General features: G+C 70.3%; 18 protein-coding genes and 1 pseudogene. 13 read left to right on the forward strand and 6 right to left on the reverse strand.

Annotation, left to right across the window (positions count from 1 at the left end; all coding sequences use genetic code 11):
• The first annotated feature begins 124 nt into the window (after positions 1–124).
• The 5 genes from D1J63_RS35865 (at position 125) to D1J63_RS35885 (ending at position 5,822) form a co-directional block, all read left to right on the forward strand.
• Entirely contained in the window at positions 125–2,932 is a 2,808-nt protein-coding gene (locus tag D1J63_RS35865; protein WP_125634856.1) for a LuxR family transcriptional regulator, read from the forward strand.
• A 130-nt stretch (positions 2,933–3,062) separates the two neighbouring features.
• The gene (locus D1J63_RS35870) at positions 3,063–3,800 is read left to right on the forward strand and encodes a sigma-70 family RNA polymerase sigma factor (protein ID WP_125634858.1); all 738 of its coding nucleotides are present in this window, start codon (positions 3,063–3,065) and stop codon (positions 3,798–3,800) included.
• A 210-nt stretch (positions 3,801–4,010) separates the two neighbouring features.
• Complete coding sequence (locus tag D1J63_RS35875) at positions 4,011–4,493, forward strand: MarR family winged helix-turn-helix transcriptional regulator (RefSeq protein WP_125634860.1); 483 nt, start codon at positions 4,011–4,013, stop codon at positions 4,491–4,493.
• 9 nt (positions 4,494–4,502) lie between these two features.
• Positions 4,503–4,853: an ArsR family transcriptional regulator gene (locus tag D1J63_RS35880; RefSeq protein WP_125634862.1), complete on the forward strand. Its 351-nt coding sequence runs from the start codon at positions 4,503–4,505 to the stop codon at positions 4,851–4,853.
• Positions 4,854–5,054: 201 nt separating this feature from the next.
• A complete protein-coding gene (locus D1J63_RS35885; RefSeq protein WP_125634864.1) occupies positions 5,055–5,822 on the forward strand; it encodes an SDR family oxidoreductase in 768 nt (255 codons plus the stop codon).
• Positions 5,823–5,922: 100 nt separating this feature from the next.
• Here D1J63_RS35885 and D1J63_RS35890 read toward each other — a convergent pair whose 3' ends face one another.
• On the reverse strand, positions 5,923–6,756 hold the full coding sequence (locus tag D1J63_RS35890; RefSeq protein ID WP_125634865.1) for a GNAT family N-acetyltransferase: 834 nt from the start codon (positions 6,754–6,756) through the stop codon (positions 5,923–5,925).
• Positions 6,757–6,948: 192 nt separating this feature from the next.
• Between D1J63_RS35890 and D1J63_RS35895 the strand changes: the two genes are divergently transcribed.
• The 3 genes from D1J63_RS35895 to D1J63_RS35905 all read left to right on the forward strand — a co-directional run bounded on the left by D1J63_RS35895 (position 6,949) and on the right by D1J63_RS35905 (position 10,190).
• Positions 6,949–7,746 (forward strand): NAD(P)H-binding protein, encoded by a 798-nt coding sequence (locus D1J63_RS35895; protein WP_125634867.1) that lies wholly within the window; start codon positions 6,949–6,951, stop codon positions 7,744–7,746.
• 36 nt (positions 7,747–7,782) lie between these two features.
• A complete protein-coding gene (locus D1J63_RS35900) occupies positions 7,783–8,607 on the forward strand; it encodes a hypothetical protein (RefSeq protein WP_125634869.1) in 825 nt (274 codons plus the stop codon).
• A 164-nt stretch (positions 8,608–8,771) separates the two neighbouring features.
• Entirely contained in the window at positions 8,772–10,190 is a 1,419-nt protein-coding gene (locus D1J63_RS35905; protein WP_125628644.1) for a sugar porter family MFS transporter, read from the forward strand.
• A 63-nt stretch (positions 10,191–10,253) separates the two neighbouring features.
• Here the strand turns inward: D1J63_RS35905 and ilvC are convergent, their stop codons facing one another.
• Positions 10,254–11,252: a ketol-acid reductoisomerase gene (ilvC, locus tag D1J63_RS35910; protein ID WP_125634871.1), complete on the reverse strand. Its 999-nt coding sequence runs from the start codon at positions 11,250–11,252 to the stop codon at positions 10,254–10,256.
• Positions 11,253–11,613: 361 nt separating this feature from the next.
• Here ilvC and D1J63_RS35915 point away from each other — a divergent pair, with 361 nt between their 5' ends.
• A complete protein-coding gene (locus D1J63_RS35915) occupies positions 11,614–12,660 on the forward strand; it encodes a ferritin-like protein (protein WP_241235656.1) in 1,047 nt (348 codons plus the stop codon).
• 152 nt (positions 12,661–12,812) lie between these two features.
• On the opposite strand, the pseudogene D1J63_RS35920 reads toward D1J63_RS35915, so the two are convergent.
• Positions 12,813–13,115: pseudogene (locus tag D1J63_RS35920) on the reverse strand (universal stress protein); the annotation flags it as partial.
• 391 nt (positions 13,116–13,506) lie between these two features.
• Positions 13,507–13,938, reverse strand: coding sequence for a VOC family protein (locus D1J63_RS35925; RefSeq protein WP_125634875.1), 432 nt, complete (start codon positions 13,936–13,938; stop codon positions 13,507–13,509).
• A 484-nt stretch (positions 13,939–14,422) separates the two neighbouring features.
• On the opposite strand from D1J63_RS35925, the gene D1J63_RS35930 reads away from it, so the two are divergent.
• Both D1J63_RS35930 and D1J63_RS35935 read left to right on the forward strand, forming a co-directional pair.
• Complete coding sequence (locus D1J63_RS35930) at positions 14,423–17,146, forward strand: helix-turn-helix transcriptional regulator (protein WP_125634877.1); 2,724 nt, start codon at positions 14,423–14,425, stop codon at positions 17,144–17,146.
• A 382-nt stretch (positions 17,147–17,528) separates the two neighbouring features.
• Positions 17,529–17,918, forward strand: a complete 390-nt coding sequence (locus D1J63_RS35935; protein ID WP_241235657.1) for an SsgA family sporulation/cell division regulator — start codon at positions 17,529–17,531, stop codon at positions 17,916–17,918.
• Positions 17,919–17,957: 39 nt separating this feature from the next.
• Here the strand turns inward: D1J63_RS35935 and D1J63_RS37440 are convergent, their stop codons facing one another.
• Entirely contained in the window at positions 17,958–18,545 is a 588-nt protein-coding gene (locus D1J63_RS37440) for a hypothetical protein (protein WP_241235658.1), read from the reverse strand.
• Positions 18,545–21,715 carry a S8 family serine peptidase gene (locus tag D1J63_RS35940; RefSeq protein ID WP_241235659.1) on the reverse strand — a complete coding sequence of 1,057 codons (3,171 nt, stop codon included), beginning with the start codon at positions 21,713–21,715 and terminating at the stop codon, positions 18,545–18,547. Before D1J63_RS35940 ends, D1J63_RS37440 begins: the two co-directional genes overlap by 1 nt.
• Between D1J63_RS35940 and D1J63_RS35945 the strand changes: the two genes are divergently transcribed.
• A protein-coding gene (locus D1J63_RS35945) for an IS5 family transposase (protein ID WP_241235660.1) occupies positions 21,708–22,615 on the forward strand; the annotation gives its coding sequence in 2 pieces (ribosomal slippage) (positions 21,708–22,104 and positions 22,104–22,615; 909 coding nt in all). The genes D1J63_RS35940 and D1J63_RS35945 overlap by 8 nt on opposite strands.
• Before the next feature lie 236 nt (positions 22,616–22,851).
• Positions 22,852–23,856 (forward strand): LuxR C-terminal-related transcriptional regulator, encoded by a 1,005-nt coding sequence (locus D1J63_RS35950; RefSeq protein ID WP_125634881.1) that lies wholly within the window; start codon positions 22,852–22,854, stop codon positions 23,854–23,856.
• Positions 23,857–23,905 lie beyond the last annotated feature (49 nt).

Here is a 23,905-nt window from a genome sequence, read left to right on the forward strand (position 1 = left end):
GTGGAGTGTGTCACAAGGTGTAGACACAAGGTGTGCTCTGTGCTCCGGGTATCGTGAAAGGGATTGTTCCCCGGCATTCGATGCGGGAGTTCGCCGTCCCCGGAGCACATGAGGAGCCACGCGCATGATCGCCAGCCCGCTTCCGGACCTGGTCGGCCGGCACCGCGAGTGCGAGGCACTCGACGATCTCCTGGCAGGCCTGCGCGAAGGTGGGTCCCGCGTGCTGGTGATCCGCGGCGAAGCGGGCATCGGGAAGACGGTGCTCCTGCGGTACCTGGCCGCGCAGGCGTCATGGACGAAGGTGACGCGCGCGCAGGGCATCGAGGCGGACATGGAACTGCCCTACGCGAGCCTGCACCAACTGTGCGCGCCGTTCCTCGACGAGCTGCACGACCTGCCGGCACCCCAACGGGAAGCCCTGCGCGTGGCGTTCGGCATGGCAGCAGGTGATCCGCCCGACCGGTTCCTGGTCGGTCTCGCCGTGCTCACGCTCCTCACCCGGGCCTCGGAGGCGCGACCGGTGCTCGTCCTGATCGACGACGCTCAGTGGCTGGACCAGGTCTCCCTGCAGACGTTGGAGTTCGTCGCGAGGAGACTGCTCGCCGAGGCGGTCGCGATGGTGTTCGCGGTGCGCGACCCCGAAGGACAGGAGGCACTGACCGGTCTGCCGCCCCTGCGCATCGGCGGCCTCGACGCCACCGCCGCGGGGGAACTCCTGGAAACCGCCGTCGGCGGGCGACTGGAGAAGCGGATCCGGGACCGGTTCGTGGCCGAGATGCACGGCAATCCGCTCGCTCTGCTGGAGTTCTCCCGAGGCCGCAGTGCCGCCGAACTGGCCTACGGCCTGGACTCGTCCGGTCACCCGATCGTCCAGGGCCCGGTCGCGAACCGGATCGAGCGGGACTTCGCCCAGCGGCTCGGGTCGCTGCCGGAGGCGACGCGGACGCTGCTGCTGATCGCCGCGTCGGAACCGGTCGGTGACGCCGGGCTGCTCGCCCGGGCGGCCGCCATACTCAAGATCACCCCCTTCGCCGCTCCGGCCAAGGTCGCCGGTCTGATCGAACTGGGCGAGTCCATCCGGTTCCGGCACCCACTGGTCCGTTCAGCGGCCTACCACCAAGCCGCACCCGAAGCACGCCGATCGGTGCACCGGGCCCTGGCCGCCGCCACGGACCCGGTCCTGGACCCCGACCGGCGCGCCTGGCACGCCGCCCAGGCCGCGGACGGACCGGACGAGGAGGTCGCCGCGGGACTGGAACGCGCGGCTGACCGGGCCCGGCAGCGCGGCGGAATCGCGGCCGAGGCGGTACTGCTGGAGCGCGCGGCCGAGGTGACACCGGACCGCCGGCCACGTGGACGCCGCGCCCTGGCGGCAGCGGAGGCACACTTCTCGGCCGCGGCGCCCGACCGGGCCACGGAGCTCGCCACAGTGGCCGAACTGTGCCCCCTGAGCCCGCTGGACCGCGCTCGCCTGGCACGGCTGCGGGCCAGGATCCTCTTCGCCCGCAGCCGCAGCGACGAGGCGGCGCCCCTGCTCCTCGACGCGGCCGCGCAGTTCACCGCCGCCGGTTCGCCGCTGGCCCGGGAGACGTACCTGGAGGCGATCGGCGCCACCATCTTCGCGGGCCGCGTACACGGCCCCGCCGGGGCGCGCGCCGCCGCTGTCGCCGCCCGTGCGTCCGGCGCACCCCCTTCCGGCTCCGGCGCCGCCGACCTGCTCCTGGACGGTGTGGCCGCGCTCCTGACGGACGGTTACGAGACCGGTGTGCCGGCGCTGCGGGGCGCCCTGGAACTGCTGGCCACCGAAGAACTGCGCACACGGGAGGCCACCGTGCGCTGGCTCCTGCTCGTACCAGTGGCACTGGAAGCGTTCATCCACTGCGCCTGGGACCTGCACGCGTGGGACACCTTGTCCAATCGCGCGGTGCGCCTGGCCCGTGACATCGGCGCCCTCGGCGCACTGCCGCCGGCCCTCATCTACGCCGGTGGAGTGCACATCCACTACGGCGACTTCGCCGAGGCGGCCAGGATGATCGACGAGGCCGACGCCCTGGCCGCCGCCACCGGACACGCGCCGCACAAGTACGCGACGCTGGTCCTGGCCGCCTGGCGGGGCGAGGCGGACGTCGCCTCCGGAATCATCGAGGAGGCCAGGCAGCGGGCCGATCAGCGGGGCGAGGTGTCCCTGCTGGGCGCCATGGGCTACATCCAGGGAGTGCTGTACAACGGTCTGGCACGGTACGAGGAGGCCCTGGAGGCCGCGCGCACCGCCATCGAGCACGACGGGTTCAACTTCGTCGGTCTGTCCTTGGTCGAGCACGTCGAGGCCGCCATCCGGTGCGGTGAGCCGGACCAGGCCAGGGCCTCGCTGGAGCGCCTCATGGATCTCACCCGCGCGACCGACTCCGGCTGGGCCCGCGGCGCCGGTGCGCGTAGTCAGGCCCTTCTCGCCGACGGCGACGAGGCCGACCGCCTGTACCGTACGGCGATCGTGGAGTTCGAGCGCGGCGGCGTCACCGTGGAGGTGGCCCGCAGTCACCTGCTGTACGGCGAGTGGCTGCGCCGTACCCACCAGCGATCGCTGGCCCGCGAGCACCTGCGTAAGGCACACGAGATGTTCGACGGCATGCGGGCGCGGGCCTTCGCGGAGCGGGCCCGCCGCGAGCTGCTCGCCACCGGGGAGCACGTCAGGGTGCGGGAGGCCGCGGTGACCAGCGCGCTCACCCCCCAGGAGTCGCAGGTGGCCACGCTCGCCGCCGACGGCATGACGAACGCGAAGATCGGCGCGGAGCTGTTCATCAGCCCGCACACCGTGGAGTGGCACCTGCGGAAGGTGTACACGAAGCTCGGGATCAATTCCCGCCGCGCGCTGCCCGGGGCCCTGGCGAGCACCCCGCCCCGCGACGACGAGGGCTTGGTGCGTGCCGGCTGAGTCCGTAGGCCCTGGCCCCCGGGGCCCCACGGACTCGACTACGGACAACAAGGGCGCGACGGGGGGTGCCCCGGACGGAGGGTGGACCCATCGCCCCTGAAGGGGCGGCCGTTCACCCGAAGGAGTCCCGATGTCCGCGCCCAGTCCGGAGACCACCACGCCGGTCGGCACCCTGGCCGCCCGGCCTGCCGAGGGCGACCTGGACACCGCCCTCCACGTTTTCCTGGACCAACGCAACCGACTGTTCCGTATCGCCTACCGGATCGTCGGGGATGCCGCGGGGGCCGAGGACGTGGTCCAGGAGGCGTGGGTGCGCTGGCAGCTGACCGACCGCGCGGAGGTCAAGAACCCGGTCGCGTTTCTGACCACGACCACGACTCGCCTGGCCATCAACGTCATCCAGTCGGGGCGGCGCCGGCACGAGATGCCGTCCGAACCGCGTTTCGCCGGCCTCGGTGACCTTGCCTCGTCCGACGACCCCATGCTCCGCGCCGAGCGGACCGCGGCGATCGAGTCGGCCCTGGCCCTCCTCATGGCCAGGCTGACGCCGGACCGGCTGGCCGCCTATGTGCTGCGCAAGGGTTTCGACTACACCTATACGGAGCTCGCGAAGCTGCTGCGGATCAGCGCCCCGAACGCACGCGTGGTGGTCCACCGCGCCCAGGCCCGTCTCGACAGCGAGCGCGAGCGGCCGATCCCCACCGAGTCGCACCGTCGTCTCGTCACCGCGTTCCGGACCGCCGCCGACACCGGCGACCTCGACGGTCTCGTACGACTGCTCATCCCCGAGGAGCGGGTGCGCCGCACGGCGCCGCCGTCCCGCAGACCGGCCCGCCCGGCGCACGTCCCGGCCCGTCAGGCCGCGTGACGGCGAGCGGCGGGCGGGGCTCGCTCCGGCCGGGGCGGGCGAGACGGCGCCACCGGATCCCGTGCGACCCCTGCTGTCACATCCGCGGCCTCTGTCCTGTCTCCCCTTGTGCGGGCAAGCGGGTGCGGCTCACCTGCCGTGCCCTCGCGCCGGGAGACCGGCCCGGCACCGAGCAGTCGGACGCCGGGGACAGCAGGGAGGCCACCATCCATGAGCGACGACGCCAGGCTGATCACACAGTGGAACAGGCTGACCCGGGTCCACCGCCGGATCGAAGCCCGTATGGAGCGACACCTGCACCGGCAGCTGGGCCTGGGTGTGAGCGAGTTCTACGCCCTTCGCACGTTGAGCGAGGGAGTGGCGGCCGGTACGGGACTGCTCTATCTGAGTGACCTGGCCAACGGGACGGGACTGAGCCAGTCCGCCACCAGCCGCCTGGTCACACGCTTGCAGGAACGCGGCCTGATTACCACGCACACGGCGTCCAACGACCGCCGGAGCATCGAGATCGAACTCACCGCCGTCGCGCACGACGTGCTGCGGCTGGGATCTCCCCTGCTGAGCCAGGCGGTCGAGGAGGTCGTGCGCCAGCTCCACGTCGAGGAGACGGACAAGGAGCTGCTCCGCTACCTGTGTGGAGGGGAGAACGACGGTGCGGGCACCCATGTTCGACAGGAGTCGAACGTTCGGTAGCATGGCCGTATGCCGGACCACCACGCGTCACCCGCGGACACTGAGATCTCCCTGCCCCGCCTCCTCGGGGTGCTCAGCGATCCGACGCGGCTGGGAATCGTCCGGATCCTGTCCGACGGCGCCGAGAGAGGGTGGGGGCAGTTCAGTGCTCCCGTCGCCAAGTCCACGCTCAGCCATCACCTCAAGATGCTGCGTGAGGCGGGCGTGACGCAGACTCGCCAGGAGGGCACGCGCTGCTTCGTGAAGCTGCGAGGTGACGCCCTGGAGACCCGCTTCCCCGGCCTGCTGCCGGCGCTGCTGTCCGCGGCCGACATCGACCACGTCGGAGGACACGTGACCGAGCGGGACGAGCAGAGGTGACCGCGTAGAGCACTCCCTGCCAACGGGAGCCGTTCGAATCACACCTTGTAATTGACATGCGCATGATTGCCACTGGCTGGGATGCCGATCGCGTCATGGCAACCTCCGCGCGTCCGACCGCCGATGCCTCCTCATTTGACTACCTCATCAACGCTGTCACATAGTGTTTTATGTACAACGAACATCGAACAAGGAGCCTTGATGTCCCCGAATCACTCCCATGAGACGTTCTCCGGTCGCGTTGTGATCGTCACCGGCGCCGGAACCGGCATCGGCCGAGCCACCGCCGTGGCCTTCGCCGAGTCGGGTGCGCACGTCCTCGGAGTGGGCCGCCGTGAGGCGCTCCTGAAGGAGACCGCCGCGGCCCACGCCAACATCGACGTCCTGGCCATCGACATCTGCGGCGACGATGCGCCCGCCACGGTGGTGGGCGCCGCCGTGGAGCGGTGGGGACGACTCGACCACCTCATCAACAACGCCGGTGCGACGGCGGTCATGCCGCTGGCGGAGGCCGACAAGCAGACGATCGTCGATCTGCTGGCGCTCAACGTCGTCGCGCCGAGTCTGCTGGCTCGCGAAGCCCTGCCGCACCTGCGCCGGACCTCGGGGTCGATCATCAACCTCTCCAGCACCTACGGGCACCGCCCGATGGCGGGGGGCGCGCACTACTCGGCCACCAAGGCCGCCATCGAGCAGATGACGCGGAGCTGGGCACTGGAACTGGCCGACGAAGGTGTCCGGGTCAACTCGGTCGCTCCCGGCCCCACCCGCACCGACGTCATGCTGCACGCCGGTCTGACACCGGAGGCGGCCAACGACATGTACGCCTATGAGCGCGACCGCATCCCGACCCACCACATCGCGCACGCGGACGAGGTGGCTCACTGGATCCTGCGCATGGCGGACCCGGCCGGACGCCATGCGACCGGTCAGGTGATCACCGTCGACGGCGGGCTGGAACTCATCTGACGAGCGGCCGGTCCGGTGGGCTCAGGGCACTGGCCGGCACCGCGTTCCCAGTCCACGGGCTCGACGTCGTCGTCAGCCGCACGGACGAGAGGGCTCACCTTCACGCCGGGAAGTCGAAGAGGCGGTACCGGTACACCGAAGCAAAGCCGAACCGCCGGTACAACGGTTCTCCGGCGGGGCTGGCCACGAGCGCGGCGACGCGCATCCCGCGCTCCCGCCCCACCCGGAGCGCGGCGGCCGTCAACGCAGTCGCGATCCCCTGTCGACGAAGCTCCTCGGCCACGTGCACGAGAAAGATCCCGGCCACGGAATGCGCGGTGATCAGGACGGTCGTCCCGACCACCCGGCCGTCCAGCACCGCGGCCAGCCGGACGACGTCCGCGTTGTCCCCACGCTGCGACTCGGCGCGTACCATTCCGGCCTCCGGCCCCGGGCCGATACCCATGGACGTCCGGTACGTCCGTACGAGTTCCCGCAGCCGCCTGCCGTCCCGCACCGGCTCCACGCGCAGGCCGGACCGGACACGTGCGTCGTCCGGCCGGTCGTTCCCGGCGACCGGGTCGCCGAGGGGCCTCACCATCACCGGCATGACCGTGAGCTGCCGTCCACCGTGGTGCCGCAGGACATCCGGCGTGTCCTCGGGACTGTCCGGTCCCACCCACCACCAGCAGGGAACCCCCGCCAGCTCCCTGCGGACGGCCGCCACGTCCGTCCCGGCCGCGGACCGTACGCGCACCACGCCGTTGAACTGCGGGGCCGCCAGACCGCTGCGAAACCGGTCGACACCGAGGTCCGGGCGGTCCGAGGCGCCCCATCCCATGAGGTACTGGCGGAAGTTGGCGAACACGGACCCCATGGCTGGGGAGCCCGCCCCGCCTTCCTGGATCCGCACGGTGTCGTGCGACGTACCGGCCGCGCTGGTCGAGTCCACCATTGACACTGGTTCCTTCCCATCGTGATGTCGTCCCACTCAGTGTGAGTCATCGCCGACCGGGGCGTATTCCGTGTCACACATCGGCCGCCCGTCCGGTCAAACGCTCAGCCGATCGCCGGCGGACGCACCGACACCGTCCCGCGGCTGCTCGCACGGTCCGGTCGGTGGCACAAGGCCAGGAGGGTCACTCGTATGAAGGTCGTGGTGGTCGACGGTGAAGGCCTCATGGGCGTGGAGACCGCGCTCTGGGTCAGGGACCACGGACACGAGGTCGCTCTCGTCCAGGCCCCTGACGGCCCGCACGCCCTCACCTGCGACGAGGTCGCGGAGGCACTGCGGGGCTGTTCCGTGGTCGTCGACCTCGCCCATCAGCCGTCCGCCGACATAGGCACCCTCTCGGAGGATCACGGTCTGGTCGTGGACGAGGCGGCCCTCGTGGACTCCTGGGCCCGATCCACCGGTGAAATCCTCAGGGCCGGAGCCGCCGCCGGCGTCCGTCACCATGTGTGCCTCTCCGTCGTCGGCGTGGACCGCATCGGCAGTGAGGGTGTCTTTCGGGCGCTGAGGAACCGGGAGGCCATGGTGCGGCGGTCCGGGATCCCCTACTCCATCCTTCGCGCCACACAGACCTTCGACGCGGCGGAGGACATCGCGACGGCGGCCACCGAGGACTGGATCGTGTGGGTTCCACCCGCCGAGGTGCGACCGGTCTCCCTCACCGACGTGGCGACGCTGCTGGCGCACACCGCCGTGACACGGCCTCTGAACGGAGTCCGTGAGATCGCGGGTCCCGAGCAGTTCCGGCTGGACGCGTTCGTGCGCACGGCCCTGCTGACGGAGGCGGAGTACCGGCAGGTCCGTACTGACGTCCGCAGCCCCTTCTACGGCGCGCGGCTCCGGGACCTGCTGCCGGGCCCCGACGCCTTCATCGCGCGAACCACCTACCGGGAATGGTTCGCCGGCCGGCCCGCGCCGGACAGCACCTCCTGACCCCGACGACACGAACGGCACGAGAGAGAACCGCTGATGACGACCCTCAACCTCACGCTGCTCGGCGCGTTCCGCGAGATCACGGCCGCCGAACTGCCTCCCGTCACCTCCGCCCACAGCGGTCGGCTCCTGCGCCGGTACGCCCTGCAACTGCACGTACCCGACGAGCGGCACCAGGAACTGGACGCCGAACTCAAGGCGGCTGCCACGCCGGACGGAGACCACCTGCAAGGAAGCGACGCGGCCTGGCGCGTCTCGGAGGGCTGGACCGCGTCCTCCCAGGGCCGCCGGCCCGAGATCTACGTCTACCGGATCGAGATTCAGGAGGTCGAAATCCTGTATGCCGAAGCTCTCGACGTCGAGGGATTGCGCATCGTCCCGGGCATGTACAGGGAACGGGCCGACGAGGACACCATCACGGTGACGGTCGTCGCGGAGCTGAACGGCGAGGACGACGAGCACCTGGAGGAACTCCTCAGGAGGCCCGGTGCCTGGTACGACGTCACACGCCGGGGCATCAGCGACACACCGGTGCGCATGCGCTTCGGACGCTGCGTGTGGCAGCGGGCCGAGGAGGGGGGCCGGCGCCACCTCCTGGAACTCGTCGGCGACGAGGGCAGCCCCGAAGCGCCACCCTCCGCGCTGGACCTCGCAGCCCGGCCGCGGCTGGACCGGGCCCTGGAACAGGTCGCGGCGCACACCGACGCCCTGTCCCGGCTCCTTGAGGAACTGCGCGCCGGGGGAGTACTGGGCGAGGGCGCGGTCAAGGCCGTCGAAGCGGCCGCGGTCCCACGCCCGTTGACCCCGCGGGAGCAGCGTGAACTGTCCCGCACCGACCGACTGGGCGACTACTGGCGCTGAGCCGCTGCCGAGGCATGGAGTGCCGAGGCATGGAGCGGAGTTGGAGCGTACTTCCGCCTGAAACGGGATATATGTGTCACATCGGTCGGGTAAAGACGGTCTTTACGGACGAGAGTTCGCCCATACGTGACCCGGCAGCGTTGCCGGTAGCCCGAGGAGTACACGTGGCCAGCACATCGCAGGCACCCAGTCCAGGAGCCAGGACGGCTCATCCCGATCATCTCGGGCACGTCATCTTCATCGCGGCGGCGGCTGCGATGGGCGGTTTCCTGTTCGGTTACGACAGTTCCGTGATCAACGGTGCCGTCGAGGCCATCCGGGACCGCTACGACGTCGGCTCCGCGGTACTGGCCCAGGTCATCGCCGTCGCCCTGATCGGCTGTGCCATCGGCGCCGCGACGGCGGGCCGGATCGCCGACCGCATCGGCCGTATCCGCTGCATGCAGATCGCGGCGGTCCTCTTCACCGTCAGCGCCGTCGGCTCCGCGCTGCCCTTCGCGCTGTGGGACCTGGCGATGTGGCGCATCATCGGCGGTTTCGCCATCGGCATGGCCTCGGTGATCGGCCCCGCCTACATCGCCGAGGTCTCCCCGCCCGCCTACCGCGGCCGGCTCGGCTCCTTCCAGCAGGCCGCGATCGTCATCGGCATCGCCGTCTCCCAGCTGGTCAACTGGGGTCTGCTGAACGCTGCCGGCGGCGACCAGCGCGGTGAACTGATGGGCCTGGAGGCCTGGCAGGTCATGCTCGGCGTCATGGTGATCCCGGCCATCCTCTACGGCCTGCTGTCCTTCGCCATCCCCGAGTCCCCCCGCTTCCTGCTCTCGGTGGGCAAGCGCGAGCGGGCCAAGGAGATCCTGCGGGAGGTCGAGGGCAAGGACGTCGACTTCGACGCCCGGGTCGCCGAGATCGAGCACGCGATGCACCGCGAGGAGAAGTCCTCCTTCAAGGACCTGCTGGGCGGCAGCTTCTTCTTCAAGCCCATCGTCTGGATCGGCATCGGCCTCTCCGTCTTCCAGCAGTTCGTCGGCATCAACGTCGCGTTCTACTACTCCTCGACGCTGTGGCAGTCGGTCGGCGTCGACCCGACGCAGTCGTTCTTCTACTCGTTCACGACGTCGATCATCAACATCGTCGGCACCGTGATCGCGATGATCTTCGTGGACCGCGTCGGCCGCAAGCCGCTCGCCCTGATCGGCTCCGTCGGCATGGTGATCGGCCTGGCGCTGGAGGCGTGGGCCTTCTCCTTCGACCTGGTCGACGGCAAGCTCCCGGCCACCCAGGGCTGGGTCGCGCTGATCGCCGCCCACGTCTTCGTCCTCTTCTTCGCCCTGTCGTGGGGTGTGGTCGTCTGGGTCTTCCTCGGCGAGATGTTCCCCAACCGCATCCGCGCCGCCGCGCTGGGCGTGGCCGCCTCCGCGCAGTGGATCGCCAACTGGGCCATCACCGCGAGCTTCCCGTCGCTGGCCGACTGGAACCTCTCCGCCACCTACGTGATCTACACGGTCTTCGCCGCCCTCTCCATCCCCTTCGTGCTCAAGTTCGTGAAGGAGACCAAGGGCAAGGCACTGGAGGAAATGGGCTGACAAGGGCTGACCGGGAGGCCGGTGGGCCCGCCACGGCGGCGCGCCCACCGGCCTCCCTGCATGTCACGCCTCTTCGTCGACCCAGCTCATGAGCTTGCGCAGCTCCTTGCCGGTGGTCTCCAGCAGGTGCTCGGAGGCCTGCTTCTTGTACTCGTTGTACTTCTTCAGGCCGCCGTGGTACTCGTCCATCCAGTTCTTGGCGAAGGTGCCGTCCTGGATCTCGGCGAGGACCTTCTTCATCTCGGCCTTGGTGGCGTCGGTGATGATCCGCGGGCCGGTGACGTAGTCGCCCCACTCGGCGGTCTCGGAGATCGACCAGCGCATCTTCTCCAGGCCGCCCTCGTACATGAGGTCCACGATCAGCTTCAGCTCGTGCAGGCACTCGAAGTAGGCGATCTCCGGCTGGTAGCCGGCCTCGGTCAGGGTCTCGAATCCCGCCTTCACCAGCGCGGTGACACCGCCGGCGAGGACAGCCTGCTCGCCGAAGAGGTCGGTCTCGGTCTCCTCGGTGAAGGTCGTCCTGATGACGCCGGCGCGGGTGCCGCCGATGCCCTTCGCGTACGACAGGGCCAACTCCAGACCCCTGCCGGTCGCGTCCTGCTCCACGGCCACGAGGCAGGGAACGCCGCGGCCCTCCTCGTACTGACGGCGCACCAGGTGACCCGGGCCCTTGGGGGCAACCATGCAGACGTCCACGCCGGCCGGGGGCTTGATGAAGCCGTAGCGGATGTTCAGGCCGTGGCCGAAGAACAGCGCGTCGCCGTCCTTCAGGTTGTCCTTGATGTCCTTGTCGTAGACGTCACCCTGGATGGGATCCGGGATGAGCACCATGATGACGTCGGCCTCGGCGGCAGCCTCGGCCACCGACACGACACGCAGGCCCTGCTCCTGGGCCTTGGCCTTGGACTTGGAGCCCTCGTGCAGACCGACGCGCACGTCGACACCGGAGTCGCGCAGCGACAGGGCGTGGGCGTGGCCCTGGCTGCCGTACCCGATGACCGCGACCTTGCGGCCCTGGATGATGGACAGGTCGGCGTCGGTGTCGTAGAACAACTCGGCCATGAGACATACCTTTCGGAGAACTTCCCGAGTGGGGACGGAGGAACAGGCCCGGACGGGACCAGATCATGGAATCGACCAGCGGAGCGGGGCCGGGAGCCGTGGCACAACCGACCGGCGGCCGACGCAGATGACACTATCTCACGTGCTCAGTGCGCCGAAGTGACTATGCGACGTTCGCCAACAGTGTGAAGTACCTGGGAAGTTCCTGGTCCGTGTCACAGATGCCCGACTTCGGCGGTCAGAGCGATGACACCAAGGGCCCGCCGCCCGATCCGTCGGTTCCGCGACTCCCGGCGGCCGGTGTCCCCTTGCGCTACGAGACCGAAGTGAGCCCCCCCCCATGTCTGAGGACCTGACCGACATGCCAGACAACGAATCGGCGACCGGCATCACGACGCTGGACGACCTGCGCAGGCACCTGCAGTGGGCCATCGAAGTCGAACACTCCACGCTGCCTCCGTATCTGACCGCCCTCTATTCCCTGGACGCGGAGCGGAACGCGGACGCCGTGCAGCTCATCGGCGGCGTCTTCGTCGAGGAGATGATCCACCTCGCGCTGGCAGCCAACCTGCTCAACGCGGTCGGTGGCCGCCCCGTCCTGGACGCGCCCCACATGCTGCCACCCCATCCACGGACCATGCCGCACGCCGACCCGTCCATCGAGTTGTCCCTCCTGCCGTTCGGCAAGGAGGCACTCAGACTGTTTCTGCGTCTGGAACAGCCCGCCCACCCCGGAGACCCGGCCGAGGGCGACCACTACGAGACGATCGGCCAGTTCTACGCCGCGATCGAGAGGGGCCTGCGGTACCTGTGCGCCGAACTGGGCGAGGACCAGGTATTCGTCGGGGACCCGGCCCGTCAGGTCGCCGGCGGCCCGTTCGTCCACACGGCGGGGCACCTCGCTCCGGTCACCGACCTCAGCTCGGCGCTCGCCGCCCTCGACGAGATCGTCGAGCAGGGCGAGGGTGCCTCCCGCGTTGAGGTCTGGGACGGCGACAAGGACATGTTCCACCCGGGGAACCAGGCGGTCTCCCACTACTACCGCTTCCAGGAAATCGCCCTGGGCCGGCGCTACCGGACCGGTGACACGCCCGACTCCGGCCCCACCGGCGAGCCGGTGACCCTGGACGAGGCCGGCATTCGTCCCGTTCGGCCCAACCCGCGGCTCGCGGACCACCCCGAGGGCAGCGCGATCCGAGCCGCGCAGGAGGTGTTCAACCAGACCTACTGCAAGATCCTTCAGATGCTGGAGCAGGCGTTCAACGGCAACCCGGCGATGCTGGGGATGTCCGTCGGCACCATGTACGCACTCAAGGCACAGGCGCAGGGGCTGATGGCCCTCCAGGACGAGGACGGCCAGGCCGCCGGCCCGACGTTCGAGTACGCGGCACCCGAATACCGGTCCTGACGCACAATCCGCTTCCGTACCGCCCGGATGCGACGACGCGGGCGGCCGATGCGGCCGACGGCGTCCAGCCGGTGGCGGCAGGGAGGCGTGGGCCCGGCGAACGTCCCCGCCTCTTCGTCAAGGCCGTCACAGCCAGACGGAATCCACCGGCCTCAGCGGTCCGACACCGGCAGCTCGACCGGATCGCACTCGTCGTTCTCCGGCACCAGGAGCACTGACGTGCGCCCCTTGTGGACGACGGCGTCGCTCACCCGAGGGTCCAACAGCGCGCCGAACACGTCGCGGTGGTGCGGCGTCAGGACCAGGAGGTCCGCTTGCCAATCGGCCGCGGTTTCGGAGATCACGCCGGGAATCTGAGTGGTGAGCGCGTGGACCATGACTCCTTGGGGCTGGAGTCGACAGCAACGAGTATGCGTTCGAACATGGGCTTCTTCCTCTCCGTGTACGACCGCGGGGGCGGCCGTGGATCGGGACGACCGGGCCCTGTGCGGACGGCGCCGTTGATGACGTAACCGAGGTGTCCTGAAGCATCTTCGCCGCGCGGGTCCGGCTCGGACCGTCCTCGCCGCCGGATCGGTGACCGTGTCCGCACGGCAACTGAGCCCATGTCACGGGCCGTTGCGGTCGTCGAGACCGCGTGATCATTGAGACCGGGTACCCGGCGAGTCTGTGACACGGCGAGCGGAAGACGCTGTCCCGCGACGGAGCCTTCACGGGGTCACACTGTTCAGCGTCAGACGCAGCAGTAATACAGTGTGTTGTGCACGGGTCGCTCAACCCGCGGCCGGTCGCTCCGCAAGCTGCCCCAGGGCCCCTGCCGTGCGACAGGGGCCCTGCGACGAAGCCCTAGGGGTTCGGGACCTCCTGAAGGACCCAGCCATTGCCGTCCGGGTCGGTGAAGTCCGCGTACGTGCGGTAGTTGCGGCGCTGAGGGTCGGGTCCGCCGATCCACTTCTCGCCCGTGCAGCGGTGGAAGATGTCGCTGGTGTCGTGATAGATCTCGCCCACCTCCACACCCCGGCCGACCAGCTCGTCGCGGGCCTCGTAGATGTCCGAGACGATGAGGTGGAGGCCCTTGGACGACCCGGGGGCGGCCAGGGTGACGCCGGTGCCGAAGAGCACCGAGCAGGGCGAACCCGGGGGTGTCATGTGGACGACACGGTAGGTCTCGTCCGTGACGTGGTCGGCGTCCAGGCGGAACCCGACCGCCTCGTAGAAGGCCTTCGCCCGGTCGACGTCGGAGACGGGCAGTACAAGAACTTCCAGTTTGAGATCCACTTGTCGTCACTCTCTTACGTTTCACCGTGCAACGGTGTCATCGGATGACCAACGTAACACGGTGTCACAAATTGTTCGTGGGCGCAGTCGGATGTCACCGGCGCCGCAGTCGAGGAAAGGTAAAGGCACACGTGCCATCTCTGGGTCCTGAAGGGGGCGCCTACCAGAGGAACGACCCCGGTTTGCCCGTTTCGCATGTCGGCCCACCGACCCGGTCGGTGGGCCGGCGGCGTCCCTCGCGTACGACCCCTGTCGGAGCGCGCGGAAGTCGTGGACAGAGAGTCATCCGGCAGTCATTCGACTGTTGACCGAGCCGGACCCGTCCCAACGGAAGAGGTCAGAGGCAGGTAAAATCCGGAACCGTGGCCGATATCAGAGGTGTGCAGCAGACGCTGAGCCCGATACGAAGAGACACGGCGGCTGAACGGCCGACCACGATGCGCCTGAGGGGCGCATCGTCCGGACCGGTATCGGTGCTCGCGGCATGATCGGTCGGGACGAGGAACTGGAGGTCCTGCACGGCCTGCTTTCGAGCACGGTGGCAGGCAAGGGCGACGCTCTGCTGGTCCGCGGAGACCCCGGGGTCGGAAAGTCCTCTCTGCTGCGCACGTTCGGTTCCCATGCCTCTGACCAGGGGGTCAGAGTCCTTCGCACCTCCGGCGTCGAGACCGAACAGTGGCTGCCGTTCGCCGCGCTGCACCTGCTGCTCCAACCGGTTCTCGGCGGAGCCGACGCCTTGCCGGGCCCCTACCAGAAGGCCCTCGGTGGCGCCTTCGGGGCCAGTGAGGGGGAACCCGAGATCTACCGGGTCGGGATGGCGGTGCTCGAGCTGCTCGCCGACGCCGCCGACCGCCAGCCCCTCCTGCTGCTCGTCGATGATCTCCAGTGGGTCGACTCGTCAAGCCGTGACGTGCTCGGTTTCGTGGCCCGGCGTACCCGGGACCTCCCCATCCTCATGATCGGTGCGGCAAGAACCTCGTCACCGGGCACGTACAGCCTGGGGACCCACGCCGAACTCGTTCTGGAACCCCTCTCCCCGGCGGCGGCGGCCGAACTGCTGGACGCCGACGCCCCGGGCCTGGCGGACGCGGTGCGGGCCCGCATCCTGGAGCGCGCCGCCGGCAACCCCCTCGCCCTCGTCGAACTGCCGAGGGCGGCTCAGGGCAGCTCGCCCCCGCTCGACGATCTGCCCCTGACCCAGCGACTGGAGACCGCGTTCGCCTCCCGCACCGACTCGCTCACCCGTGAGTGCAGGACGTTCCTCCTGGTCCTGTCGGCGGAGCCCACCGCGCCACTGAGCCAGCTCCTCGACGTGGCAAGCCGTCTCACGGGCTCGGAAGTCTCCGTGTACGCCCTGCAGGAGGCCGTCGACGCCGGACTGGTGGTTCTGACCGGCCGCACACCCGAGTTCCGGCATCCCCTGATGCGCTCCGCGATCTACACCCGGGCCACCGTCGCCGACCGGTTGTCCACCCACCGGGCCCTGGCCGAGACGCTGGGGGGATCACCCGGGCGGCGGCTCGTCCACCTCGCCGCGGCCACGCTCGGGCCGGACGACGAACTGGCCGGTCAGCTGGAGCGCTTCGCGGACGACGCACTGAGACGAGGGCAACTGGCCGCGGCCGTACCGGCCCTGCGCCAGGCCGGCGAGCTGGTGCACGACGCACGTCGCCAGACCGGCCTTCTGGTCCGTGCGGCCGAGCTTGCCAGCGAGATCAACGACCGCGTCCAGGCCCAGATCCTGCTGGACAGAGCCGACCTGGCGGAGTTGGGTCCCACGGAGCGGGCCCGCCTCATGCTGGTCTCCGACAAGGCCGCCTTCGAGCCCGATGAGCCACAACGCCGTATTCAGGACATGATCGACGCCGCAGCGGGGGCGTTCGACGTCGGCAGTACGAACGTCGCGGAGAACCTGCTGTGGCGTGCGGCCGCCCGATGCTTCTTCCAGGACGGCGACGCACGCGTGCGGGCCCAGGCCGCCTCCGAACTGGACCGGTGGAAGCCAGACCCGGACGCCCCCCACGTCCTGACGGTACGGGCCTACACGGAGCCGTACCGCCATGGAGCCGACCTGATCGCACGGCTCGAGAAGCTCGAGCCGGACCGGGAGGACGGCCGGCTGCTGCACTACCTCGGCAGCGGTTCGATGGTCATCGGTGACATCGGCCGCGCCACTCGCCATCTGGCCCAGGCGGCTGCCGTGTGGCGGTCGCAGGGCCGCCTCGGGCTGCTCGCGCGATCCCTGGCGGGATCCTGGCCGCGTCTGTACCTCGGGCAGTTGGCCCAGGCCCGGGAAGAGGCCGCAGAAGGGATCGCGCTCGCCGAGGAGACCGGGGAGTGGATCGTCTGGCTCGGGCTCAAGGCCACGTCGGCGCTCGCGGCGGTGCTGCGGGGAGAACGCGAAGCAGCGGCTCGGAGCGTTCGGGAGCTGAGAGCGCACAGCCTCTTCCCCGTCATGCCCTTCGCGAGCGTCATGGCGCAGCAGGTCGACGGTCTCCTCGCCCTGTTCGACAGCCGCGCCGCGGAGGCGTACGACGCTCTCGCGCGTGCCTTCGACAAGTCGGACCCGCACTACCACTCGACCAGTCGCTGGCTGCTCGTCCCGGACCTGGTGGACGCGGCCGCGGCCGCGGGCCGGACCGAACAGGCGCGAGACCTGCTGGCCGAGCTGCCGGAGCTGGCGGACCGGCTGCCCTCAGAAATGATGATCGTCGCTCGCACCTACAGTGCGGCAGTCCTCGCCCCGGACGACACCGCCGAGGAACGCTACGACTCCGCGCTGTCCGCACTGCCGGACACGTGGCCCCTGTCGCGTGCCCGACTCCATCTGCAGCACGGCCGGCGACTGCGCCGACAGCGTCGGAACGTGGATGCGCGCAAGCCGCTGCGGCTCGCACGTGACGAGTTCGACCGAGTCGGTGCGCAACCCTGGGCCGACATGGCCCGTGAGCAATTGCGTGCCGCGGGGGAGTCGGACGGACGTCGGCGCCCGAGCAAGGGGGAGAGCCTGACGGTTCAGGAACGGCAGATCGCCGAGTTGGCCTCGCAGGGGCTCAGCAACCGGGAAATCGGCCAGCGCCTGTTCATCTCGCACCGGACGGTTGGAGCCCACCTGTACCGGATCTATCCACGCCTGGGCATCACCAGCCGCGGCAGGCTCTCCGCAGCGCTGGCCGCGCTCGGAGACGACCAGCCGGCCTCGGACTGAGCGGGCTCCGCCGGATTGTCGTTACCGCGGTGAAACTGTTTCGAGGAGCGCGTCGGGCACGACCGGCGCGTGCCTCAGGTGCCGCCGCACCGGCCGTGGGTGCCACTGTCTTGCCACGCTGACACGTACTGTAGTGGTACTTGCCCGCAGTGATCGGTCCGCGCAGCGGCCTGGTGTGACACGCCTTTCCCTCTCACGGGTCTCCGTGTGATTCCTACCGTCAACCGACGGATGAACTTCCGGCTGTCCCGGACCACAGTGACTGTGATCCCATGTCGCCCAACCGGAAGGAATCGCCGTCATGAGTGGTGACCACCACAGTGTGCAGGCACAACACTCGGCCGCGCACGCTCTCCTCCCTCTCTCCTTGTGCCTCAGCCAGATGACGGGTGCTCTCGAGTGGGAGGACGTGCCTGCGGAGTTCCGTTACGATCCCGACCATCCTCTCCTCGTCACGATCCGCTTCGCTCCCGAGGGCGCCCCACCGGTCACCTGGCACGTCGGCCGCGACCTGCTTCACGAGGGCCTGCGCGCCACGAGCGGCTTGGGAGACGTGCAGGTGTGGGCCGACACCCCCACCGGCCGGGAGACCGCGTGGCTCCAGATCAACGCACCCGGTGGCATAGCCATCTTCAGCCTGCCCGTCCCGGAACTGGGGGAGTGGCTCGACCGCACGTACCTGCATGTCCCGGCCGGTACGGAGTCGTCGCGGCTCGGCACCGACGCGTTTCTCTCGAAGCTGTTCGACGAACCCGAGGCCTCGTCCCGATGACCTCGGGACACTTGGCCGGAGATGTTCACCACCCGGCGCTCATCGCAGGCCGAAGGCGCGGATCAGGGTCTGGCTGACGCCGTTTCCCCCGGTGTCCTTCGCCGTCGTCCGCAAGCTCGCGTAGCGCGCCTTGCCCGGTGCGTCGAGCCGTGCCGTCCAGCCGTCCTCCGAAGTCCGCAGTGCCGTACGGTGCCAGGTGGCGCCGTCGTCGTACGACACCTCCACGGTCGCCGTGCGGATCGCGCCGGCTCCCGCCGCGCCCTTGAGGTGCGAGGCCGTGACGGTCAGCTCCGTGCGGCGGTGGGCGCGGCCCGACAGATCGGCGTCCACCGCGTAGTCGAGCTGCACCAGGGGCAGCGGTGTGAGGCGGGTGGGATCCGTGGTGGCCGAGGTGAAGTCCCAGACGGTGCGGGTACGGGTCGAGTACGGGCGGTCAGGGAGGTTCCGGCTGCCTTCCAGCACGAGCCGGTAGGGCTTCGGGTCGGGCGACAGGTTCCCGACCATGACGATCCGTTCGTTGACGTCCTCGCCGAGCAGCTCATCGCCCTGGTGGAGCGAGATCCGGGACGTGTCGCTGTCGGCCCAGACGACGCCCGCGTGCCCGCCGGAGTCGCCCCACGCGGTCATCACGGAGGTGCTGATGTTGTCACCGGCCCGGAAGGGGCCCTGCCCACTGGTGCCGTCGTCGCTGAGCAGGCGCGGGTGCTGGACCGGGGCGAACCAGGTCTCCCGGGTGGTGCTGCGCGGCTCGTACGTGCGCGCCACGCCCCGCTGGCCCAGGTCGGCCCTGGAGGCGAAGGACACCCACCGGACGTCGTCGTCCGCGGTGACCCACGAGGTGAGTTCACCCTGGGCCCGGACCCGGGTGGGCACGATGCCCAGCGGACGGTCGAGGAGGGAGATGTCCTGGCGGTACTCGACCGCACGGCCCTGCGACGTGTCGCGGAACGTGTCCTCGACGCGTGCCAGCTCCCCGGGGCCCGGGCGGTAGGACGGGTCCCGCGGGACCGCGCCGTCGTGGCGGCGGACCAGGTCGTAGGCGTAACGGGGGGGGGGGGGGGGGAGGGGTGGGAGACGACCTGGAGCGTGGTCGTGCCGGTCCCGCGGAGCCGGGCCAGCAGCCGCGTGCTGTCGTCGGTGCCCAGCGACGCCACCGGCAGCGGGGCGGCCTCCGGCAGGTCGGCCCAGGGGTCGAACTTCCCGTACCCGTCGTTGAGGATCAGGAGCTGACGCGCCCCTGCCTTCGCCGCCGCGGCGGCCTGGTCCGTCGGGGCCACCGTGTCGCTGCGGCGGACGACCGCGACGCGATCCCGGACGTCGACCCCGCGGAACGCGGCCGCGGAGCCGTCACCGGCCCAGACGGCCCGGTGGGCACGCGTACCCTCGGGCAGTTCGGGCGACAGGCTCTGAACCGTGACGTCGTCGAAGGTCTGCGAGCCCGCGGAGAACGTCAGCGGAGGCTGGATCCGCCGCCAGCGGGTCGCGAAGGTGTACGAGCCCGTCCGCACCTCGGGCGTGGGTGTGACCCACAGGCTGTCGTAGCGCCAGTACTCGACCACGTAGCTGTCCACGAAGGGGAACAGCCCGGTGTTGCCGCGGTACTGGTCGATCCGCAGGAACTGGTCGGCCGTGGTCAGTGGCGTCACGGCGGTCGCCTTGCGCAGGTCGTCGGCGTCGAAGGCGACCGTGCGGTCCGCGTCGAGGACGACCTCGGGTGCGGTGAACATCGCGAAGCCCAGCGTGCGCGTGCCGTCGACGCCGGGCACGGCGGAGTTCATCCACACCGAGTAGGTGCTCGGGGACAACCGGAGGTCCAGGCGGCCCGAGGCGTCCACGGAGTAGACCTTCGGCGCGGTGTCGCGCTCGACGTCCTTGAGGATGACGGTTCCGGACAGCGGCTCGTCGTGGCGGTCCTTCGCCGTCAGCGCCAGGGTCGCCCGCCGGCCCTCCTTGTTCACCCCGACCGGGGTGCGGGCCAGCACGTCTCCGTCGGCGCCGGTGGCGACCAGGCGGGTGGCGTACGCGCCGTTGTCCTCGGCCGCGTCGAGATGGGTGATCACGCCGACGGAAGCGGTGCCGTGGGCGGGCACGGTCACCTGTGCCTCCGACAGGGTGAACAGGCCCTCGGGCAGCTCGGCGGGGCTCAGCGCGAGATCCAGCGAGACCGGCGCGGGGCCGGAGTTGGTGTAGGTGACGTCCCGGCGGACGGTCTGGCCCGGGGTGTACGGGTAGTGCGTCTGCGCGAACGCGTCACCGGATGCCAGCAGTGTCGAGCGCACCGCGGCGGCCACGTCCACCCGCCCGCTGCCCGCGTCGAACGGGCTGAAGCGCTGGGTGCCGGCGGTGGTGCCGACCAGTGCCTCCTTGAGTCGCCGCCCCGTCCAGTCGGGGTGCTCGGCGGCCAACAGGGCTGCGGCGCCCGCCACGTGCGGCGTGGCCATGGAGGTGCCGGACAGGGACTGGTAGGCGCCCTCACCCTCCGGCGCGTACTGCGAGCGCGCGGCGCGCACGCCCACACCCGGGGCGGTCAGGTCCGGCTTGATGGCGTTGTCCCCCACGCGGGGACCGCGGCTGGAGAAGTCCGCGAGCTGGTCGACGCCCTTGCCCGGACCGTTCACCGCACCCACCGTCAGCGCCGCGTCGGCGGCAGCGGGCGTGCCCACGGTGTACGCCTCCGGGCCGGAGTTGCCCGCGGCGACGACGAACAGCGCTCCGGTCTCCGCACTGAGCCGGTTGACCGCTTCGCTGAGCGGATCGGTGCCATCGGTGGGGGAGTCCCCCAGACTCATGCTGACGATCTTCGCGTGCTGGTCGCGTACCGCCCACTCCATGCCGGCGAGGACCCAGGAGTCCTGACCGCTCCCGCTGTCGTCGAGGACCTTGCCGATGTGCAGCGACGCCCCCGGGGCGACGCCCTTCTCGACCCCGCCGGACGCGGCGCCGGTCCCGGCCACGGTGGACGCCACGTGGGTGCCGTGCCCGTTCCGGTCGGTGACGTCCTGGTCCGGCACGAAACTCGCGGTGGCCGCGAGGCGTCCGGCGAAGTCCGGGTGGCCCGCGTCGATGCCGGTGTCCAGGACGGCGACGCCCAGGCCCTCACCGGTGTTCCCGCTCGACCAGACCTCCGGGGCTCCGATCTGCGCCGTCGTGTCCGACAGCGTTGCCCGCACCTTGCCGTCCAGCCACACCTTGGCGATGCCGCCGGCCAGTCGGCCCCCGGACGTGGCCGACCGGGCCGTCGAGCCGTCGGCCGAGGTGTCCCCGGTACCGGTGAGCGAGGTCCAGAAGTCCGCCGCGCGGGAGTGCTCCGCGGCGATGGCGGCACCTTGGATGCTGCTGAGCGTCCGGGTCCGCCGGGCACCCTCGGGCGTCCTGGCGCTGCGCGAGCGGGCCGCCGTGTCGGTGTAGGTGACGATGAGCGGCAGTTCATCGGCGCGCGCGTCGTCGTACCCGTCCTCGAGCAGCTCAGTGACGTTGAAGAGCCGCCCGTCCAGGGCTCCCGAGGCGAGGTACGGGACGGCCGCCTCGGGATAGACGTACGTGTCGGAGCCCACCGACATCACATGGGCGCCGCCGCTCCTGCCACGGGTGTCGGTCACCGACAGCACCGTCTCGGCCCCTCCCTCGCCGGTCACCGTGACCCTGTCGCCGGTGATCAGCGTCAGGACGCGGGTCGGACCCGCCGGAGCGGTGGGGGGCGCGGGGGCCGCCGGGGCCGCCGGGGCCGTCGCGGTGAGCACCAAAAGGGCGGCGATGCCGACGGTCAGCCCGCGTCCGCGGGACCAGGGGATGGGCAAGGGGACCTCACCGACTAGGCAGTTTCGTTTGGATCAGTCGGTCGTTGGTTCGGGTGTGCCGTTGACTGATGCGCAGTGGGCGCGGATTGAGCCGTTGCTCCCGGACCGGACGCCGAGGCGAGGTGGTCGCTGGCGAGACCATCGAGAGGTGATCGACGCGATCGCCTACAAGTTCCAGACCGGCACGCAGTGGGTTCACCTGCCGGAGAAGTACGGCAACTGGCGAGGGGTCTACAACCGGCTGCGGATGTGGGCCGTCGACGGCACCTGGGAGCGAGTCTTCACCGCCCTGGTCGCCCAGGCAGACGCGGACGAGGACCTCAACTGGGCCGTCTCGGTCGACTCCACCATCGTGCGGGCCCACCAGCACGCGGCCGGAGCCCGCAAAAGGGGGCCCCGGCCGGCGAGCCGACCGACCATGCCATCGGCCGGTCCCGCGGCGGACTGACCACGAAGATCCACCTCGCTGCCGACGCCCGCTGCCGGCCCCTGGCGTTCGTTCTCACCGCAGGCCAGGCCGGTGACGCACCCGCGTTCACCGACGTCATGGCCCGCCTGCGCGTTCCCCGCCGACGAGGACGACCCCGCACCAGGCCGGACCTGGTCCTGGCCGACAAGGCGTACTCCTCCCGCGCGATCCGCGAGCACCTGCGCAAGCGCGGCATCCGGGCAGTGATCCCCGTCCCCGCAGACCAGCGCGCACACCGGCTACGTCGGGGCAGCCGGGGCGGCAGGCCACCGGCCTTCGACCGCGAGACCTACAAGCAGCGCAACACCGTCGAGCGGTGCATCAACCGCCTGAAGCAGTGGCGTGGTATCGCCACCCGCTACGAAAAGACCGCCACCATCTACCTGGCCGGACTCCACATCGCGGGCATCTTCCTCTGGTCCGCCCGGTGATCCAAACGAAACTGCCTAGATGTGCAGGGATCGATCGAAGTCAGCCATCCCGGTCGCGAGGCTGTAAAGACATATCTCTGGCACTCCTGTGTCATGTCACCATGTGGTCACGCTGCAAAAGGTGCAACATTCGGCAAGCGCGACACACTGCACCGTGTGTAATTCCGGTGTTTCGGCGTACGGTACGCAAGGCGCTCCGGATGTTCTCGCGCCACAGGGGTCAGGGTGGGAGAGCGATGGCGGAAACCGATGCGCCGATGGCGCTGGTCGGACTCGACGCGGACACGGAGGCCGTCTACCGCGAGCTGCTCACACGCGGGGGCGGGACCGCCGAGAGCCTCGTCACGGCCCTCGGGCTGAACCGCGATCAGGCAGTGGCCCACCTCGAACGCCTGCACCGCAACGGACTGCTCGGCCGCCGCTCCTCCGGCGAGTACCAGACCGTGGATCCGCGGCACGCCCTCGCCGCCCTGGTGGAGTCGCGCACCCGGCAGCTGGCGGCCGTGCGCGACGCCGCCGCCTCGCTCGGTGAACTCTTCGACGAGGCGCGGAGGTCGGGCACCCCCCAGCCCGACACCCGGACCATCAGTGGCGCGGAGGAGGTCGGGGACTGCTACTACCGGCTCAAGCAGGCCGCCCGGCGCGAGATCTGCGAGCTGGAGCGCCCGCCCTACCTGCTGGCTCCCAACGAGCCGCTGGACGAGGCCGCGATCCGCCGTGGGGTACGGGTACGGGCCGTTTACGCGGCCGCCAGCTTCGACGACGACGGTGGCTGGCAGGACCTGGGCAGTCTGGTCTCCCGAGGCGAGGAGGCCCGCGTGGTGCCCGCGCTGCCCGTCAAGCTCGCCCTGGTCGATCGCTCGGCGGCCATGGTGTCGCTGACCCTGGACGGAGGCAGCACCGACTGCCTCTACACCGAGGCGCCGCCCCTGATCGAGGTGCTGTCCGAACTCTTCGACCGCTACTGGGCCGTCGCCGCCCGTCTGAGCGAGGCGGACACCTCCGCGGCACCGGGACCGGACGAAGCCGGTCCGGGCGGCGGCGGCGCGCGGCGGCCGACCGAGGAGGAGCGCCAGCTGCTGGCCCTCTTCGCCGCCGGCGTCAAGGACGACGCCATCGCCCGCCAGCTCGGCGTCTCGACCCGGACCCTGCGCCGCCGGATCCAGAACCTGTACGCGGAGCTGGGCACCACCAACCGGTTCGGTGCCGGCGTGGCGGCGGCCCGCCGCAACTGGCTGTGAGCGACCGGACACGAGACCGGTTGCGGCAGAGCGGTCCGGCATGCAGACC

Origin of the sequence: Streptomyces sp. KPB2 (assembly GCF_003950055.1) — a bacterium.
Taxonomy (GTDB): Bacteria; Actinomycetota; Actinomycetes; order Streptomycetales; family Streptomycetaceae; genus Streptomyces; species Streptomyces salinarius.